This window comes from Vibrio sp. 1CM7H (assembly GCF_023161645.1).
In the GTDB taxonomy this organism is placed as follows: domain Bacteria; phylum Pseudomonadota; class Gammaproteobacteria; order Enterobacterales; family Vibrionaceae; genus Vibrio; species Vibrio diabolicus.
This window is the reverse complement of sequence record NZ_JALNTV010000001.1, coordinates 40,536-55,692: the sequence shown is the minus strand read 5'-3', so window position 1 is coordinate 55,692 and position 15,157 is coordinate 40,536. Positions and strand designations below refer to the sequence as shown.

Below are 15,157 nucleotides of genomic sequence, written 5' to 3'. Positions count from 1 at the left end.
TGAAACTAAAACCCATTTTGTGGTTCATTGGCATTTGGCTGGCAAGCGTGGTCGCCTTGTTTATCGTCAGTTCGCTGATACGAGCTGCGATATTGTAGGCCAAGAGTCTACTGCACCACATCTGAAGTCATTGAGGTCTATACTCAAGCAAGAGTAAAACAACGGAGTGTTTTTATGACCTTAAAGCAGATTCTGGCAACTTTGATTCCTTTGACAGGTCTACTGTTTTCACCAAATGCATTGGCCGTAGACAAGCAGATGTCATCCGCCATGAAAAGTAAAATGCGGTCTATTTGCTCCGCAACAAACGAACAGAGCCATTGGCAAGTTGCTCAAGCAACTCCTGACGCCAGACGCTCACTCAACATGGTGCTTTATCAAATGAATGCCGATGATAAATTGAAAGCGATTCATGAGGTGAGAACGAAAATGGTCGGCGGCACCCATTATGCGTTTGAGTTCGAGTTGCAAGATGGCCAAGTCTGGAACGCGATAGTCCTGCACAGTGCCCGAGGCGATTACATGATCGAAAGACACGCCAAGAAAGGTGAACTTTGCCCCAAAGAAGGCGAGTCATAAAACCTCGCTTCAAATATAGCAAAGGCGACAGTTACGTCGCCTTTGTTTTATACCGTTTTCGCCTCCATCTTCTCATTCACCTTATCGCAAATGTACTCTCCAATAGGCATTGCAGATGTCGCTGCAGGAGAGGGGGCGTTGCAAACATGCAAGCTTCTTGCGCTCTCGGCAAACAAAAAGTCATGAACCAAAGTGCCATCGGATAACACTGCTTGCGCACGAATACCCGCAGGATATGGTTTGAGATCTTCGACCTTGATGCTGGGGCAATATTTGTTGACCAACTTGATATAGCCCGGCTTCCACCACGAGTTCTTAAACTCATCCAGTCCGGTTTTTAGATGCTTTTGTGTCACCTTCCAGAAACCGGAGAAACTGAGCATTTGCATGGTATCTTGCAAGCTGAAATTAACCTTGTCGTACCCTTCTCGCTTCCAGCCTTGCACCGCATTTGGACCGACGGTCACACTGCCGTCAATCATGCGAGTGAGGTGGACACCCAAGAAAGGCAAGTCAGGGTCTGGAATTGGATAAATAAGATGATTCACCACTTGGTCGTGTTTGCTATCTAAGCGGTAGTATTCACCACGATAAGGGATGATTTGGAAATCGGTCGGAATACCCATCATCTTAGTCATACGATCCGCCATCAAGCCGCTGCAAGTAACCAAGAACTTAGCATTGAGCTGCATGGTTTGACCGTCTGAAATGCAGGTCAGTTGGACTTCTTCGTCCTTCTCTTCGGCAGCCACCACTTTGGTTCTCAGGCTAATTTGCCCGCCGAGCTTTTGGAACTCTTCCGCCATCTGCTCAGTGACCAAACGATAATCGACAATACTGGTGGTTTTGACATAAATCGCGCCCAAGCCTGTGATGTTTGGTTCAGCCAGTTTGAGTTGAACTTCATCGAGTAGCTTTACGTCGATACCGTTGACATGGCAGCGCTCATAAAGGGCATTCATACGTTCGACTTCTTGCTCATTGGTCGCAACCAACAACTTGCCACAGTTCTCCACCGGAATATCGTGCTCAGCACAGAACGAAATGGTTCGCTCTACCCCACGCTTACAAAAATCGGCTTTTAAGCTGCCCGGCGCGTAGTACACCCCGGCATGAATCACGCCGCTATTGTGTCCAGTTTGATGCTTGGCAAAGCCGGACTCTTTCTCAACCAATAAAATGGATTTGTCAGGGTGACGTTGCTGCAGTTGCCATGCCGTCGACACGCCAACGATACCGCCACCAACAATGATGTAGTCATAGACTGATTTCATACGACCTCTTATAAAACCGATAGTTGAGATTGTTGCAATTTGAGCTTGCGACCACTGTAAATGAACACCGCGACAAATACCGCGCAGCTTGCCACACGAACCAACATTGGGATGTCGTGCCAAACCAGCAATGTACCCACCACTACCAACAAGAGACGCGTCAGAATGTTTAGAGGACCTTCCAAGTAACCTTCAATCGCACCAATCAATGCATAGGTACCGATGATGGCAAAGAAGCCCACGGTAATCACCGACGTCACATCCCAACTGACCAAGCCTGTATAGGCAATAAGTAGCGGTACAAGATACAAACCTTTGGCGATTTTCCACGCCATCAAACCGGTGCGCATTGGCGGTGTTTTCGCGATGGTTGCCGCAGCAAAGGCGGTCAAACACACTGGGGGTGTTACGTTACTGTCTTGCGATAACCAGAAGATGATGAGGTGAGCAGCCAGCAATGCCAAACCTACCGCTTCTATACCCAAACTTTGCTCTAGTAGAGTTTCCATAAAGTCCGCAGGTACTAGCGCCACCATTTCTTTCGCGGTTTCCAACGCCATTGGTGCATTAAGCAGTTCCAGCTTTTCTGGCGCCGCCAACATGAAGATCGCTTTTGCTTGTTCAGGCAATTGACCTGACACCATCAATTCAAGCAGTTGGTTTTCCGCAATCAACTTGTAAAGCGCAGGGGCAGACAGTGTGCCCAATACAATATACGCCGCTGTCACGGGTAAACCCATCCCCAAAACAAGAGAAGCGAGCGCAATCAGAACGATCATGATGAACAAGTCGCCATTCGCCCAACCGTCGATCATCAATGAGAACGTGTTGCCGATTCCCGTTGTACTGATCACGTTGATCACCAAACCAATACCCACCAGCAATACCGCAGTTGTCGCCATGTTTTTCGCACCTTGTGAAAGTGCTTCGATGATCGCTTTTGGTCCCATCTTGTGATCTTTCGAGAACCAAGAAGCCACCACCACAGAAATGATCGACAAGCCCGCAGCGTAAGTCGGTGTAAAACCTTGAACCAAAAGAGTAACCAATACCGCCAGCGGGATAAGGTTGTGCCAACCGCTGATCAACACTTTTAATAGAGATTCATCGCTGGTCGTGATTTTTTGAACCCCGCTGCGTTTGGCTTCGATACGCACAAAGAACGCCACAGACAAGAAATAGATAAGAGCAGGAATGAAAGAAACCGCAATGATATCAACATAAGGAATTTGTGTGTAAGACGCCATGATGAAAGCACCCGCGCCCATCACTGGTGGCATCAACTGACCACCTGTCGACGCCGCAGCTTCAACCCCCGCCGCAAAGCGCGAAGGGAAACCTGCTTTTTGCATTAAAGGAATACTGATAACACCGGTGGAAACCGTATTGGCCACACTAGAGCCCGATACTGAGCCCATCAAACCGGAGCCAATCACCGCAATAAAACCGGGACCACCAATGATTTTGCCAGCCGCAGCACGTGCCACATTGATGATGTAATCACCAACACCAGAGCGCACAAGAAACGCACCAAACAGAATGAACATGAATACGAAAGTCCAACTGATGCGCGAGATAGAGCCAAACATGCCCTCAGAAGAATAGAAGCTGCGGTAGAGCAAGGTTTCCATGCTCAAACCTGGGAAGTGGAAAATACCTGTCGCCCACTTACCCCAAAGCACAACGTAGCTTAAACACACCACAATCAGCACTGGAATAAACCAACCCATGGTGCGTCGGATCAGTTCGATAACAATCAAAATGGCCATGATGGCAAAGACCCAATCGCTGGTCACGAACTTCACGCCACGTTCATACAGCGCGTCTTCGGCATAGGGAATGTAGAGCAAACATGCGACCGCGCCCATGGCAATTAACACATCAATGCCGAGTGCAATCTTACTCTGCTTGAGGGAGATATGAGCCGGATACCAAAGCGCACAAATCACCGCAAAGCCAGCAAAGTGGGTCGCGGAAATCCATAACTCTGGTAACGTCGATAAGGTATTAAACCAAATGTGCAAAGCAGACAACACCACGCCAAACACTGTGATTGTGGTGGTTACCCACGGAAAATCAGTGCGCGTGGGCAGCTCAAACTTCTGCAATTCCTTTTCTATTGAGTCGCTCATCTCATACTCCAAGCTCTGGCGGCTTTTTCCATCTTAGAAATCGGTAGGGATAAAATGCCCCGAGCCGAAGCTCGGGGCCAAGTAGGCGTTATTTCGCCATTAGGTCTGATGGGATTTCGATGCCCATTTCTTTGTAGTAACGCGCCGCGCCTGGGTGAAGAGGCACAGGCAAGCCAGCGATCGCTTTCTCAATCGCCATTGCTTTTGTTGCTTTGTGGATACCTTGTAGGAAAGGCAGGTTCTCGTAGATCGCTTTGGTTAGTTGGTAAACGTCTTCTTCCGAGATATCTTCACGAACAGCCAAGAAGTTTGGCTGTGCAATAGTAGTGATCGGCTTATCTAGGCCTGGGTACGTGTTCGCTGGGATCTCGTACTTCGTCCATAGGTTGTAGTTACCGTTCGCCTCTTTGATTTGTTCGTCAGTAAACGAAAGAATCGAAATGTCTTTACCCAACGCAGCGAAAGCTTGAGTGACCGCACCAACAGGTACACCTGCAGGCGTGTTCATGCCGTCAATGGTGCCGTTTTGAAGTGCGCTCGCGCTGCCGCCGTAGCCCATGTAAGCAAGATTGAATTTATCAGGGTCGACCTTCAGACCTTTCATGATTTGGCGACCCGAGTTCTCAGTACCAGAGTTCTTCTTACCGATAGAGAACTTCTTGCCATCTAGGTTGTTCAGGTCAGTCACTGTGCCCGTTTTTGCTAGGTCAGAGCGAACAATAAAGTGCTCAACGTTTTGCCACAACATAGAGACCGAACGCAGCTGCTCTTGGCGACCGCTCTTCTCATAAGGACCTTCACCAGACCAAGCCCAAGCACCGTAAAGACCTTGTAGGATCGCGAACTGTGCTTCGTTCTCGTTCAGCAGTTTGACGTTTTCACCAGAGCCCGCAGAGCTGATTGCAGAAAGGGAGAAGTGGTGCTTTGGTGCCAATTTCACTTTGCTTAACGTCGCCAACGCTACGCCCACAGGGTAGTAAGTACCACCTGTCGATGCCGTAGCAAGAATGTAGCTACGGTCCTCTGCCGCAGCGTTAGCCGCAATACCAAAAGAAGTCACAGCGACAGCCAAAGCTTTTACCAGCTTATTCATTTTCATTATTACTCTCCGTGTAGTCGTTTCACGATTGGGGATTTACATCATGTTAAATCTTTATTAACAACAAATTCCCTAGAGCAATTGAAATGCCAACTTTTAACCCTTTGTATTTATTGAACTAAGCGCTGAAAGACATCAAAAATGAGCAAAATCATGCTGATTTGATAGCAAAGTAATGAGCAAGATCTTGCTCATTGAAGAGAAGGAGGTTGCACGCCTAGAGCGCAAAAGGTTAATAAAATGTGATCAAGACAAAATAAATGCACGATTGGCTGATAAGCAATATTTTGCCGATGCAATTTTGGATTGAACTGCAACTAATGAGCGTCTTAACAATAAGAAGAAAAAGCGCATCATTCTAAACTGCTCACTTTATCAGCGGAGGTTTATAGCCTAAACGACTACAAATAGCACAAAAATACAGCAAAACAAGCCATGTTACAGAATTGATAAGTCATTTATTCTAATTTTGAATTAAAAAAGCAGTTCGATCCACCAGCTCAGAAACAAACATTGACCGTATCAACTTATTTTCTACTTCGGGGTTGTGCCAATAGCCTCATGTTCGTTAGGGTAACAACACGCCAAGGCAAACCTATTCCTTGGTATTTTTTCGTCATTAAGGATCACCCATGTCAGCAACTGCGCAATTACAATTCGCTTTAAAACGCCCATCTGGCGTTGCTGCTGCGATCCTCCTGCTCTCTCTGAAACTGATTCAGAGCTGACAGGCTATATCTAAACTTTCTGTCAGCTTGAGAAGAAGCTGACGGGAACACCACATACTCCTCCCATTCCTTTCAGTTTCTTCCAAGCGAAACATAAGAGGAATAACAATGTTAAGCGCACGCAATATCGCCGCTTTGGGCTTCATGACTTTCGCCATGTACTTAGGCGCGGGTAACCTGATCTTCCCTCCATTTTTGGGTTACCAAGCAGGTGAAAACTTTCTGAGCGGGATGTCTGGCTTCCTCTTAACGGGCGTAGGTCTGCCTGCAATGGCACTGGTGATGGTCGCTATCGTAAACGGTTCAGATAAATTAACCGCAGCCCTACCTAAACCTTTGGCGACCAGTTTTTGGGTAATGGTATTTATCGTGATTGGTCCTGCATTCGTAATACCACGCGCGATTACCGTGGCTTACCAATTTAGCTTTGCACCAATGTTTGGTGATGCCGCTTTGGTGCCTTTCACAATTGCTTTCTGTGTTATCACCATTTTGTTTGCGCTATACCCGGGCAAATTGGTCGACAACCTAGGCAAGATCTTAACCCCTGCATTGATGGCTATTTTAGTGATCATGTCTGTGACCGCTCTGATTTACCCAACCGGCGAGCTAACTGCCGCAACGGGACCATACGTATCTGGCGCATTTGCTGAAGGCTTGACGCAAGGCTACATGACCATGGATGCGTTAGGTTCTATCGGTTTTGGTTGGATCATCTTCCGAGCGATTCGCAGCATGGGGGTGGATTGTCCGAAAGCCACCGCAAAATACACGCTAATCGCAGCTTTGATGTACGCCGTTGCCATGGCATTTGTTTACATCTCATTGGCTTACATTGGCTCGACGAGCTCATACTTGGGTTCTGAGTTCAGTAATGGTGGCGACATCTTAACGGCGTTCACCTTCAGCCACTTCGGTGCATTTGGCTCACTATTACTAGGTGCCGTGATGGTATTGGCGTGTTTGACTACTGCTATCGGCGTAACCACCGCAGGCAGTGAGTTCTACGACAACACTTTCAGCAAAGTGAACTACAAAGGCTGCGTTATCACGACCATGGTATTGGCTGGTTTGATCGCCAACGTAGGTCTGGAGCAACTATTGGCTATCACATTGCCAGCGGTTGTGGCGCTTCACCCAGTAGCGATTGCATTGATGATCATGGCACCAGTGCGTAACAAGATGTCGCAAATCATGGTGGTCGCGACCGCATTCACTGCTCTAACGTTTGGTTGTGTTGATGCGCTGCACATCCTAGGTTATATGCCAGATTCCACCAATGAGTGGATGGGTAATTACATGCCTCTGTACAATGACTTTGCTAGCTGGATTATGCCTAGCGTATTTATGATGATTGTTGGTCTGCTGTTTACGACGAAAACCAACCAAACCGAACAATTCGAGCTGATAAATGAATAGCCGTTTAACATAAGACATCACTCAATAAGTAAGTTAATATGTAGTTCGCTTATTGATATCAGGCAAAGGAGTTGCCTGAACTATGGATTGATGTGGAGCGCTTATGGACAATCAGTATTTAGACATCAGAACGCTCAACTTTATCGTTATTCTGTTCTCTTGCATTTACTCAATCAGTCTACTTTGTTACCAATACACACAGAAAAAAATCAAAGGCTTAAAGACTTTTTCTCTCTCGCTGTTATTTATTGGCTTTGGGCCTTTTTTACTGGGATTTAGAGGCTCCGCACCAGATTGGCTTACCATCGTCATAGCTAATACGCTCATATTAATCGGCTTCTTGCTTACGCTTTACAGCGTGAGCATTTTTCGTCAATTCCCTCTAAAACTGGCCCACTCACTCGCTTTTTTAACGCCCATTTTCAGCGGTTCGTTCTATTATTTCACCTTCCATGACCATTCAATTAAAAGCCGTATCATTTACTTAAGTGTTTATATCTGCATCGTTACGTTTTTTAGTGGGATCGCCATGCTGAAAGGCACCAAGCAAGACCAAAAACTCCCAACCATAGTGATGGCGTGCTCCTTCTTTTGCTTCAGTATTTTTATGGGCTTCAGAGCACTTTGGAGCGCTTTCGCCAATGAAGTGCCAAATTTTATGACCGCAGGTTTTATCCACCAGATGACGTTTTTACTTAGCATCTGTCTGATTGTCGCTATGAGCTTTAGCATGTTGTGGCTAATTAATGGCCGCTTGATACAGTCAATCAATGATCTCTCACATTTAGACGCCCTCACAGGGCTTCATAATCGTCGCGCGATGGAAGAAATTGTTCCAAACCTTGTTAATCAAGCGCACAAACGGAAGCAATCAATAAGCATCATCATGACCGACATGGACGAGTTCAAAGCGATTAATGATCATTATGGCCATACGGTAGGCGATTCCGTCATGGCTACGATTGCCGCTATCTTTAAGAAACACCTCCCGGAGTCAGCTTGCACAGTACGATTTGGTGGTGATGAGTTCATGATTGTTTTACTTGAAAAAGCACACCGAGCCAAAATTGTTGCCGAGCAAATTCGCCTAGCGGTAGAAACAGAAGCCTCACTGCAGTCATTCGAAAATGAGATCACCATGAGCTTTGGAATCAGTGAGTTATCTGAGGGACAATCGCTTCACGAGGTCGTTGCTGAAGCAGACGAAGCGCTGTATAGCTCTAAACATACGGGCAGAAACCAAGTCACCTTGTTTGGAGAAGGGAAAGGCCTAACTTATAAGTTTGTCCCAACTCCCTCAAAGAGCGCATAATCATATTTGTGACGCCCATAGCGGTAAGTCAGCTTAAAAATTGCGTTAAGTATAATCAGAACGATTTAAACCAAACTTTTGCATCTTTTGATTCAAAGTTCGACGAGGTAAATCCAACTCCTGCATCACCTCATTAATGCGTCCGTGATGCCTGACCAATGAATCATGCAGCACCTTGCGCTCAAAATTATGTAATTGAATAACCAGTGGAACACCCACTTGCGTCTCCTCCGTGGTTGACGAAGGACGGCTAGAGAGAATTTCCATCACGGATACCGTTTCATCCAAAGCAAAACGCATAGCCACGTTTCGCAGCTCTCGAACATTCCCAGGCCAAGCATAGGAAAGCACTGCGTTTCTGTCGGCATCACTCAATGGTCGGGTTTCAGGGTTAGTTTGCAAGGTGAAGTGCTCAAACAAAATCAGTGAATCTTCTTCTCTCTCCCTGAGTGGCGGCAAATAAATCTGCGCGACGTTGAGCCGATAGTATAAATCTTGCCGAAACTCTTCATGATCATTGAGATCTTCTTTCGCCGCCGCGATCACTCGTAAATCAACGCCGATCTGCTGATTCCCCCCCACTCTTTCAACAGTATGCTCTTGAAGCGCTCGCAGCACTTTCACCTGCATCGACAACGGCATGCTTTCTATCTCGTCAAAAAACAACGTGCCTTTATCGGCGTATTCCAACTTGCCGATGCGTCGTTTGTTTGCACCAGTGAACGCCCCAGCTTCGTGACCAAACAACTCACTCTCGAAAAGGTGTTCTGGAATCGCACCACAGTTTATCGGCACAAAGTGATGAGGTTTTCTTTGGCTTTCATTATGTAAACTGGTCGCCACCAGCTCTTTACCACAACCTGTTTCGCCGTAAATGATCACGTTAGTATCGATTTTCGCCAGTTTCGCAACTTGCTCGCGTAATTGCTGCATCACTCGACTTTGACCAATGAGCACCTCTTCTAAACCACTCACGCTAGCTAGATACTCTTGGCGGTGAAGCGTCGATGTTTGCGCGCGATGGCTCTCGACCGCATCTGTCACACGTTGAGACAAACGCTCCGGCTGGAAAGGTTTTTCAATAAAATCAAACGCGCCGTTTTGTAGCGCATTCACCGCCATATCCACATCACCATGACCAGTAATTAGTATCATTGGTGTTGGAATGTGATTCGCAATAAGGCTCTCTAAAATTGAAATTCCATCAACATCTGGCAAACGAACATCACTAACTATCGCATCAAACTCTTGGTTCAGAATGGCGGTTTTGCCTTCCTCCCCCGAGCTAAAAGCTGTGACGTCAAACCCCGCCAATTGCAGCCATTGGCTTGTTGCTTGACGAACGATGTCATCATCTTCAATTAGGGCGATACGCGGAATGTCGTCAAAAGTCATGAGTTACTGCCTGATCGGTGATAGAAGTCTTTGCTAAAGTTAGCAAAAACCATGCTATAGAAAAGGAGCTAGATCCCACTTCTTAATCACAATTCTTTAACATCCAATCAGTTAAGCGCACTCTTTCACTACCAACTACGATAACTATATTCAGCCAAACGGAGTCCGAATGCAGCGCACTAAGAATGGGAAAATGTGGCTAACCGCCGTATTGATCAGTGCGCTGGTGATCTTTTTCTACGGTGCTAGCCGAGAGGTGGCCCATCAATGGCTGAGCGTCCAAACTCAACAAGAAGCACAACAGAAACTCCTCGACTACATTGGTGAAGTCCGCCGAGCATTAAAACGTTTCTATCACCTTCCCTATCTCGTCACGAATAACCCAGAAACAATTGCGTTTGTGAAAGGCAATTTAAACTACTATGAGCCACTTCAAGCACAACTGACACAGCTCGATAAAGCCGCGAATACAGAGGGTTGGTTGATACTTTCAACCTCGGGAGAAGTGTTGGTATCGAGTCTGATCGATGAACGGTTCAGCCGCTCTGACCGCCGTGCAATTGTCGAACAAATACAACGTCAGGGAGAAGGCGTCTCACTGGTGAATAAAACAAAAGGTTCTAGTCCGCTTTACTACCTCTCTGCACCAATTTTTGATGGTTTGGAGATAGCGGGCATCGTTGTTGTTCAAATCAACCTGAGTTTGCTAACGGAGCAGACCATCACCAGCCAAGACATCATCACGCTACAAAATCGCCATCAACGCTTCTTCCTCTCCAGCAGCACAAACTATAACGCCGACTGGTTTAATGAACCGAATAACCAAGTCAAAGTCGAAACTCAAACGCTGTATGACAATACGGTGATTCATTTCTGGACTCTCAATCAGCAGCGCTACTTTGCACACACAGTAAAGCTGGACGACTTAAACTGGTTTGTCAGTTACCTTATTCCGACCAAGCCTGTTCAGCAAACGATTAGTGTCATTGGATGGAGCATCGCAGCGCTCCTCCTGCTCCTTATTCTATTGGTGATCATTGGTTTACAGCGTCGACAAAAACATCTCAATCAGCAGCGTATTCAAGCCTTACTAGAAGAATCGCAACGCCGACTTAAACAGATGATCAATAAAACACATGTTGGTTTGTTGTTGATTGACGAACAAGGTCTATTGTTCGACCTCAACCCAATGGCAAAACGCCTTTTTTGTCTTCCTGAAAGTGTGAATCGTCATACCTTCGCTTGGGAGTTATTTGATGCAGGTAATTCAAATTCAACCACACTCACTTTGCTTAGAGATCTGCCAAAGCATAAGGAACTGGCAGAGATTAGCGCTGTAGAAACCATGGCGCGACGCAGTGATGGCAGCGTATTTCCTGTACTCTTTTCACTCACTAGCTTCCCATGGCACGGTGAGCAGTATTTTCTTGCTACCTTAATCGACATTAGCAAACGTAAAAAAGCGGAACAATCGCTGCAGCTGATTAACCAAGAGCTAGCTCAAAGGGTGGAAGAGCGAACTCAAGCTTTAAAACAAGCCCAAGAGCAATTGATTGAATCAAGCAAAATGGCAGCATTGGGCAGAATGTCGAGCGCGATTACCCACGAGTTAAACCAACCATTGACTGGCCTGCGTACCCTTTTAACCACCAACGAGTTGCTAGCAGAACGTGGACAAACAGACATGATGAAAGCCAATAACAAGTTAATTCAAAAGTTGATTGACCGCATGGCAAGCATGACCAGTCAGCTAAAAACGTTTGCCTACAATAAACCAGAAACACTGCACGAGATATCGCTGACAAACGCTTTAGAAGAGACGCTACGCGTCTATCAATCTCAACTCGCGAAGGTAGATGTTCGGGTACGCATTCCCAACGATTTACCCAATATCATTGGTGAAGAGCAACGCCTACAACAAGTGCTCGGCAACCTAATTTCCAACGCATTAGATGCGATGAAAGAGACCCAAGATCCCCAGTTAATGATTGCCGTTACACCCACTACCGATAATGTTGAGGTCGTGGTAAGTGATAATGGGTGTGGGGTACCTTCAGACCAACTCGATACCATGTTCGAGCCTTTCCAAACCAGTAAAAAAATTGGTGAAGGACTGGGGTTAGGACTTTCCATCACCGCCAACAATATGCGAGATATGCAAGGGAAAATCAGTGCGCAGCTCAACGCTGATAAAGGCATGTCCTTCACCTTAATGTTTGAGCTCGCTCCTCATCGTAGCTAATCCAACGCCATCCACCTCTCCAGCTTTTCTCCACGCAATTAAAGAGCAATAAATCTTAATCAACTTTATAAAGCGAGTTGCCTAACCTACGCTTAACTTGATGAATCGCCACATGCTATTCATCAGCACAATTTTTGGTGGTTGACACCAAGTTTTAGCTCCCACCATCTAATTTATTGATAAGTAATTATTTAAAGTAAGAATGGATGCGTTATGAGAAAACTAACTTTAGCAGCAACAGGGGCGCTTTTTATTTTATCACCTCACGCTTTTGCAGCACCTTACGCAGCAGACGCTCGAAGTCACGGAATGGGAAATACAGGCGTCGTTTCCGCTGACTATTTAACCGCTCCTCTACACAACCCAGCCCTAGGCGCTCTCTATCGAGAAAATGACGATATCGGCCTACTCATTCCTGCTCTCGGCGTCAATATTCACGATGAGGATGAAGCTTTATCAGCCGTTGATGATGTTCAAGACCTTTACGATAGTATTCAGGGCATTCCCACACCTGCGAACGAAGCCGAACTTAATCGACTACTCGATCAATTAGATAAGAGTGCTCCAGTCGTCATTAACGGAGGTCTGAGCCTCGCGATTGCGATTCCGACACGCTACATGTCGGTAAACCTTTTTAGCGCTGGTTATGTGGAGATACTTGCGGCACCCGATATCTCAGATTCAACAAACACCGCAGATCGATACCTCAATTCTGCCGTCGACCTAGCGGCTTTCGGTAGTGCGGAATATGGCGTTGCCTTAGCTCGCGCATACACGATAGGTGGGCAGCAATTCGCATTTGGTATTACGCCCAAATACCAACAACTTAAAACCTATACGCAGCGTACAACACTAGATGACTTTGATATCGAGGATTACGACAAAAGTGAAGTATCAAAGAACACGTTCAATATGGATCTTGGGGTCGCTTGGTATCACAACGCATTTAGAGCTGGTCTCTCGTTAAAAGACGTCTTCGAGCAAGATATAGAAACAAAACTAGGCAACTATACCTACGAACTCACGCCACAAGCGACCCTTGGTATCGGCTATGTCGGGGACTATGTCGCTCTGAGCCTAGACGCCGATCTCACCAAACAAAAGCGCTTTAAAGAGCTCGACGATGACACCCAGTTTATTCGAGTTGGTATCGAGGGGAATGCTTGGGGATGGGCGCAACTCCGCGCTGGTTATGAAGTTGACCTAGAAAATAATCTCGATAACTCGGTGACAGGTGGCATTGGCATCAGTCCTTTTGATGTGATCAGTGTAGACCTCGCTGGGTCTTACGCTGGCGATAACCAGTTTGGCGCGGCGGCGAATTTAGCATTTACGTTTTGAATACGAATGCCAACCTAGATTCACTTAGGTTGGCATTATTAACAACCATCCTATATCTCAATGTTTATCATTACTGACGTTTGGTGATGAACTGATAAAAATACGATCTCGCTACAAGTATCGAGATGTCTCCTACACTATTCTCAAGCAATAAATCCACAAACATTTCCTAGATATAAAGAGTGAGAAACATGATTAAGTTTCCAGATAATTTCCTTTGGGGTGGTGCCATTGCGGCAAACCAGGTAGAGGGGGCATACAACCTTGGGGGGAAAGGTTTATCAACATCAGATATGTTGCCAAACGGCATTCTAAGCCCGCATCAAACGCGTGAAGAACGAACGCCTGGCATCAAAGATCTTGCGATCGATTTCTACAATCGCTATCCAGAAGATATTGCCCTGTTTAAAGAGATGGGATTCACCTGCCTGCGCTTGTCCATCGCTTGGAGTCGTATTTTTCCTAATGGCGATGAGCTTGAGCCAAACGAAGAAGGACTGGCGTTTTACGACAAAATTTTTGATGAGCTAGCCAAACACGATATGCAACCATTTGTGACGCTTTCTCATTACGAGATGCCTTACGCCTTGGTTGAGAATTATGGTGGTTGGGGCGATCGTCGAGTGATCGAGTTTTTCGAGCGTTACGCTAAAACCGTGCTGGAACGCTACAAAGACAAAGTGAAGCTATGGTTAACGTTCAACGAAATCAACATGTCACTGCATGCGCCATTTACGGGAGTGGGCTTGCAAGAAGACGCCAGTGAACAAGACATTTATCAAGCGATTCACCACCAGCTAGTCGCAAACGCGAAAGCGGTAAAACTGTGTCAGCAAATCGTACCAAACGGCAAGATTGGTAACATGCTGCTTGGCGCAATCAACTACCCATACACCTGCAACCCTGATGATGTGTTAGCCGCCATGCATGAAAACAACAAGTGGTTGTTCTTCGGTGATGTACAAACACGTGGTCAGTACCCTGGCTACATGAAGCGTTACTTCCGTGAAAATGGCATTGAAATTCAGATGGAAGAAGGCGACTTAGAAGAGATCGCATCGGCAAGTGTCGATTTCATCTCATTCAGCTACTACGCAAGTGGCTGTGCAAGTGCGGACCCGAAACAGAAGGAAGTGGGTAACATCGTCGATAGCGTACCAAACCCATATCTTGAGAAGAGCCAATGGGGCTGGTTGATCGATCCAAAAGGCCTGCGCGTTTTGCTTAACTTCCTTCACGATCGTTACCAAAAACCGCTATTTATCGTCGAGAATGGCTTAGGCGCTCGTGATGAATTCGATGAAAACGGGGAAATCCAAGACGATTATCGAATCTCATACCTTAATGATCATTTGGTTCAAGCACACGAAGCGATTCTTGATGGCGTTGAGTTGATGGGCTTCACCAGCTGGGGGCCAATCGACTTGGTGGCTAACTCAACAGCCGAAATGAGCAAGCGTTACGGTTATATTTATGTCGATCGTCATGATGATGGGCAAGGAACGCTAGAACGTAAACGCAAGAAGAGCTTCTACTGGTATCAAGACGTGATTCGTACTTCAGGCGGTTCATTGAAAAGCTAAGCCTGTTGTCTGGATATAAAGTGCGACTGGGCATTCGCCTAAACCATCAAGCC

The 15,157-nt window shown here is 46.3% G+C and carries 10 protein-coding genes; 6 read left to right on the top strand and 4 right to left on the bottom strand.

All coding sequences use genetic code 11. The annotated features are described in order from the left end of the window. Positions 1 to 174 precede the first annotated feature (174 nt). Complete coding sequence (locus MSG33_RS00245; protein ID WP_167427207.1) at positions 175 to 579, top strand: cystatin; 405 nt, start codon at positions 175 to 177, stop codon at positions 577 to 579. A 47-nt stretch (positions 580 to 626) separates the two neighbouring features. Here MSG33_RS00245 and lhgO read toward each other — a convergent pair whose 3' ends face one another. The 3 genes from lhgO to MSG33_RS00230 all read right to left on the bottom strand — a co-directional run bounded on the left by lhgO (position 627) and on the right by MSG33_RS00230 (position 5,084). Continuing rightward, on the bottom strand, positions 627 to 1,853 hold the full coding sequence (gene lhgO, locus MSG33_RS00240) for an L-2-hydroxyglutarate oxidase (RefSeq protein ID WP_248379329.1): 1,227 nt from the start codon (positions 1,851 to 1,853) through the stop codon (positions 627 to 629). Between the two features lie 8 nt (positions 1,854 to 1,861). Further along, positions 1,862 to 3,985 (bottom strand): TRAP transporter permease, encoded by a 2,124-nt coding sequence (locus tag MSG33_RS00235; protein WP_248379327.1) that lies wholly within the window; start codon positions 3,983 to 3,985, stop codon positions 1,862 to 1,864. A gap of 88 nt (positions 3,986 to 4,073) precedes the next feature. After that, positions 4,074 to 5,084, bottom strand: a complete 1,011-nt coding sequence (locus MSG33_RS00230) for a TAXI family TRAP transporter solute-binding subunit (protein WP_005374185.1) — start codon at positions 5,082 to 5,084, stop codon at positions 4,074 to 4,076. Between the two features lie 836 nt (positions 5,085 to 5,920). Here MSG33_RS00230 and brnQ point away from each other — a divergent pair. Together brnQ and MSG33_RS00220 are read left to right on the top strand one after the other, a co-directional pair. Then, positions 5,921 to 7,231, top strand: coding sequence for a branched-chain amino acid transport system II carrier protein (gene brnQ / locus MSG33_RS00225; protein ID WP_248379325.1), 1,311 nt, complete (start codon positions 5,921 to 5,923; stop codon positions 7,229 to 7,231). Positions 7,232 to 7,334: 103 nt separating this feature from the next. Further along, on the top strand, positions 7,335 to 8,543 hold the full coding sequence (locus MSG33_RS00220) for a diguanylate cyclase (protein ID WP_199804177.1): 1,209 nt from the start codon (positions 7,335 to 7,337) through the stop codon (positions 8,541 to 8,543). A 45-nt stretch (positions 8,544 to 8,588) separates the two neighbouring features. Here MSG33_RS00220 and MSG33_RS00215 read toward each other — a convergent pair whose 3' ends face one another. Then, positions 8,589 to 9,938 (bottom strand): sigma-54 dependent transcriptional regulator, encoded by a 1,350-nt coding sequence (locus MSG33_RS00215; protein ID WP_248379323.1) that lies wholly within the window; start codon positions 9,936 to 9,938, stop codon positions 8,589 to 8,591. A 169-nt stretch (positions 9,939 to 10,107) separates the two neighbouring features. Between MSG33_RS00215 and MSG33_RS00210 the strand changes: the two genes are divergently transcribed. The 3 genes from MSG33_RS00210 (at position 10,108) to ascB (ending at position 15,104) form a co-directional block, all read left to right on the top strand. Then, positions 10,108 to 12,180, top strand: coding sequence for an ATP-binding protein (locus MSG33_RS00210; RefSeq protein ID WP_248379321.1), 2,073 nt, complete (start codon positions 10,108 to 10,110; stop codon positions 12,178 to 12,180). A gap of 213 nt (positions 12,181 to 12,393) precedes the next feature. Next, positions 12,394 to 13,521, top strand: coding sequence for a conjugal transfer protein TraF (locus MSG33_RS00205; protein WP_006741246.1), 1,128 nt, complete (start codon positions 12,394 to 12,396; stop codon positions 13,519 to 13,521). A gap of 191 nt (positions 13,522 to 13,712) precedes the next feature. Beyond that, positions 13,713 to 15,104, top strand: coding sequence for a 6-phospho-beta-glucosidase (ascB, locus tag MSG33_RS00200; protein WP_085344219.1), 1,392 nt, complete (start codon positions 13,713 to 13,715; stop codon positions 15,102 to 15,104). The last annotated feature ends 53 nt before the right edge of the window (positions 15,105 to 15,157 follow it).

What these genes read in the sequence shown, in the direction of transcription:
- brnQ (WP_248379325.1), top strand. Translation starts at nt 5,921, where the DNA reads ATGTTAAGCGCACGCAATATCGCCGCTTTGGGCTTCATGACTTTCGCC.
- MSG33_RS00205 (WP_006741246.1), top strand. Translation starts at nt 12,394, where the DNA reads ATGAGAAAACTAACTTTAGCAGCAACAGGGGCGCTTTTTATTTTATCA.
- MSG33_RS00235 (WP_248379327.1), bottom strand. Translation starts at nt 3,985, where the DNA reads ATGAGCGACTCAATAGAAAAGGAATTGCAGAAGTTTGAGCTGCCCACG.
- MSG33_RS00210 (WP_248379321.1), top strand. Translation starts at nt 10,108, where the DNA reads ATGCAGCGCACTAAGAATGGGAAAATGTGGCTAACCGCCGTATTGATC.
- MSG33_RS00230 (WP_005374185.1), bottom strand. Translation starts at nt 5,084, where the DNA reads ATGAAAATGAATAAGCTGGTAAAAGCTTTGGCTGTCGCTGTGACTTCT.
- MSG33_RS00215 (WP_248379323.1), bottom strand. Translation starts at nt 9,938, where the DNA reads ATGACTTTTGACGACATTCCGCGTATCGCCCTAATTGAAGATGATGAC.
- MSG33_RS00245 (WP_167427207.1), top strand. Translation starts at nt 175, where the DNA reads ATGACCTTAAAGCAGATTCTGGCAACTTTGATTCCTTTGACAGGTCTA.
- MSG33_RS00220 (WP_199804177.1), top strand. Translation starts at nt 7,335, where the DNA reads ATGGACAATCAGTATTTAGACATCAGAACGCTCAACTTTATCGTTATT.
- lhgO (WP_248379329.1), bottom strand. Translation starts at nt 1,853, where the DNA reads ATGAAATCAGTCTATGACTACATCATTGTTGGTGGCGGTATCGTTGGC.
- ascB (WP_085344219.1), top strand. Translation starts at nt 13,713, where the DNA reads ATGATTAAGTTTCCAGATAATTTCCTTTGGGGTGGTGCCATTGCGGCA.